General features: G+C 54.5%; 2 rRNA genes. Both read right to left on the bottom strand.

Annotated features, from left to right (window positions below):
• Positions 1 to 73: 73 nt before the first annotated feature.
• Positions 74 to 190, bottom strand: a 5S ribosomal RNA gene (gene rrf, locus KZC50_RS14060).
• Positions 191 to 295: 105 nt separating this feature from the next.
• A 23S ribosomal RNA gene (locus KZC50_RS14055) occupies positions 296 to 3,403 on the bottom strand.
• Positions 3,404 to 3,454: the final 51 nt, after the last annotated feature.

Below are 3,454 nucleotides of genomic sequence, written 5' to 3'. Positions count from 1 at the left end.
CGTTTGGTTGCGTGTGGGTGTTGTTAACGCGAAAGGGCCACCCAACATTGGGTGGCCCTTTCGTTTAAAAGAAGTCCGGCGGTGTCCTACTCTCCCACAGGGTCCCCCCTGCAGTACCATCGGCGCTGAGAGGCTTAGCTTCCGGGTTCGGAATGTAACCGGGCGTTTCCCTCTCGCTATGGCCGCCGAAACACTATTGATGTGTATCGTCAACACACAACATAAGAATTGTGTTGTTGAGTTCCCGACCGTACATCGGGAACCACTCAGTGGACGCAAGCACCAAAAACGGTGTGTTATCAAGTCATCGGCTTATTAGTACCGGTCAGCTTCACGCATTACTGCGCTTCCACATCCGGCCTATCAACCCAGTAGTCTGGCTGGGAGCCTCTCACCCGAAGGTATGGAAGTCTCATCTTGAGGCCGGCTTCCCGCTTAGATGCTTTCAGCGGTTATCCATCCCGAACGTAGCTAACCAGCGGTGCTCCTGGCGGAACAACTGGCACACCAGAGGTTCGTCCAACCCGGTCCTCTCGTACTAGGGTCAGATCCTCTCAAACTTCCTACGCGCGCAGCGGATAGGGACCGAACTGTCTCACGACGTTCTAAACCCAGCTCGCGTACCGCTTTAATGGGCGAACAGCCCAACCCTTGGGACCTACTCCAGCCCCAGGATGCGACGAGCCGACATCGAGGTGCCAAACCATGCCGTCGATATGGACTCTTGGGCAAGATCAGCCTGTTATCCCCGAGGTACCTTTTATCCGTTGAGCGACAGCGCTTCCACAAGCCACTGCCGGATCACTAGTCCCGACTTTCGTCCCTGCTCGACCTGTCAGTCTCACAGTCAAGCTCCCTTGTGCACTTACACTCGCCACCTGATTGCCAACCAGGTTGAGGGAACCTTTGGGCGCCTCCGTTACTTTTTGGGAGGCAACCGCCCCAGTTAAACTACCCACCAGGCACTGTCCCTGAACCGGATTACGGTTCGAAGTTAGATATCCAGAGTGACCAGAGTGGTATTTCAACAACGACTCCACACGAACTAGCGTCCATGCTTCACAGTCTCCCACCTATCCTACACAAGCCACACCGAACACCAATACCAAGCTGTAGTAAAGGTCACGGGGTCTTTCCGTCCTGCTGCGCGTAACGAGCATCTTTACTCGTAATGCAATTTCGCCGAGTTCGCGGTTGAGACAGTTGGGAAGTCGTTACGCCATTCGTGCAGGTCGGAACTTACCCGACAAGGAATTTCGCTACCTTAGGATGGTTATAGTTACCACCGCCGTTTACTGGGGCTTAAATTCTCAGCTTCGCCTTGCGGCTAACCGGTCCTCTTAACCTTCCAGCACCGGGCAGGCGTCAGTCCGTATACATCGTCTTGCGACTTGGCACGGACCTGTGTTTTTAGTAAACAGTCGCTACCCACTAGTCTCTGCGGCCACCACGCCCTTTCGGAGTAAATCCTAATAAGCGGATGGCCCCCCTTCTCCCGAAGTTACGGGGGCATTTTGCCGAGTTCCTTAACCACGATTCTCTCGATCTCCTTGGTATTCTCTACCTGACCACCTGAGTCGGTTTGGGGTACGGGCGGCTGGAACCTCGCGTCGATGCTTTTCTTGGCAGCATAGGATCACCCACTTTTTATCCGCATCGTGTCTCAGCCTCAATGAGTGACGGATTTGCCTATCACTCGGCCTACGCACTTGCACCAGGACTACCATCGCCTGGCTTGGGCTACCTTCCTGCGTCACACCTGTTAATACGCTAACCGCACCAGCATGGGGTCGTGCGCTAGCTCCCCCCCTCTCACCCCGAAGGGATCGATAAGAAGGAATTCGGGCACTTAGCACCACTGGATTAGCTTGGGCGGTTCTTCGCCGGTACGGGAATATCAACCCGTTGTCCATCGACTACGCCTGTCGGCCTCGCCTTAGGTCCCGACTTACCCAGGGAAGATTAGCTTGACCCTGGAACCCTTGGTCTTTCGGAGGACGTGTTTCTCACACGTCTTTCGCTACTCATGCCTGCATTCTCACTCGTGTGGCGTCCACGGCTGGGTCACCCCGCCGCTTCACTCGCCACACGACGCTCTCCTACCCATCAACACGGCTGGACCACGAAGGCCTACCAATAATGTCAATGCCACAACTTCGGTGGCGTGCTTGAGCCCCGTTACATTGTCGGCGCGGAATCACTTGACCAGTGAGCTATTACGCACTCTTTCAAGGGTGGCTGCTTCTAAGCCAACCTCCTGGTTGTCTAAGCAACTCCACATCCTTTCCCACTTAGCACGCGCTTAGGGACCTTAGTTGGTGGTCTGGGTTGTTTCCCTCTCGACTATGAAGCTTATCCCCCACAGTCTCACTGCTGCGCTCTCACTTACCGGCATTCGGAGTTTGGCTGACGTCAGTAACCTTGTAGGGCCCATCGGCCATCCAGTAGCTCTACCTCCGGCAAGAAACACGCAACGCTGCACCTAAATGCATTTCGGAGAGAACCAGCTATCACGAAGTTTGATTGGCCTTTCACCCCTATCCACAGCTCATCCCCTCAGTTTTCAACCTAAGTGGGTTCGGTCCTCCACGACGTCTTACCGTCGCTTCAACCTGGCCATGGATAGATCACTTCGCTTCGGGTCTAGGACACGCGACTGAATCGCCCTATTCAGACTCGCTTTCGCTACGGCTACCCCACACGGGTTAACCTCGCCACGTATCGCTAACTCGCAGGCTCATTCTTCAAAAGGCACGCTGTCACCCCTACTAAGGAGGCTCCAACGGTTTGTAAGCAAACGGTTTCAGGTACTATTTCACTCCCCTCCCGGGGTACTTTTCACCTTTCCCTCACGGTACTTGTCCGCTATCGGTCATCTGGGAGTATTTAGGCTTATCAGGTGGTCCTGACAGATTCACACGGGATTTCTCGGGCCCCGTGCTACTTGGGATACTCTTCACGCCAAGTAGGGCATTTCGACTACGGGGTTCGCACCCTCTCTGACCCGCCTTTCAATGCGGTTCGTCTATACCCTCTTGTCACGCCGGCTGCTCGGCAGAACAGCCCGAAAAGTCCCACAACCCCCAACGTGCAACGCCTGCCGGCTATCACACACGCTAGGTTTAGCCTGATCCGGTTTCGCTCGCCACTACTAACGGAATCGCGGTTGCTTTCTCTTCCTGTGGGTACTGAGATGTTTCACTTCCCCACGTTCCCTCTACCCGCCCTATATATTCAGGCGGGAGTCACCAGGTCACATTGCTGCGCCAGGCGGGGTTTCCCCATTCGGAAATCCTCGGATCACAGTGTGCTTATCCACTCCCCGAGGCTTATCGCAGATTGCTACGTCCTTCTTCGGCTCCAGATGCCAAGGCATCCACCGTTTGCTCTTAAAGACTTGAAATCACATGAGTTTGAATCGTCAATCGAAATTGACTAATGATCTTTAAGATCA

Origin of the sequence: Microbacterium aurantiacum (assembly GCF_031625015.1) — a bacterium.
Lineage (GTDB): Bacteria > Actinomycetota > Actinomycetes > Actinomycetales > Microbacteriaceae > Microbacterium > Microbacterium aurantiacum.
Note: the sequence above shows the minus strand (reverse complement) of the source record. Positions and strands in the feature narration are given on the sequence as shown.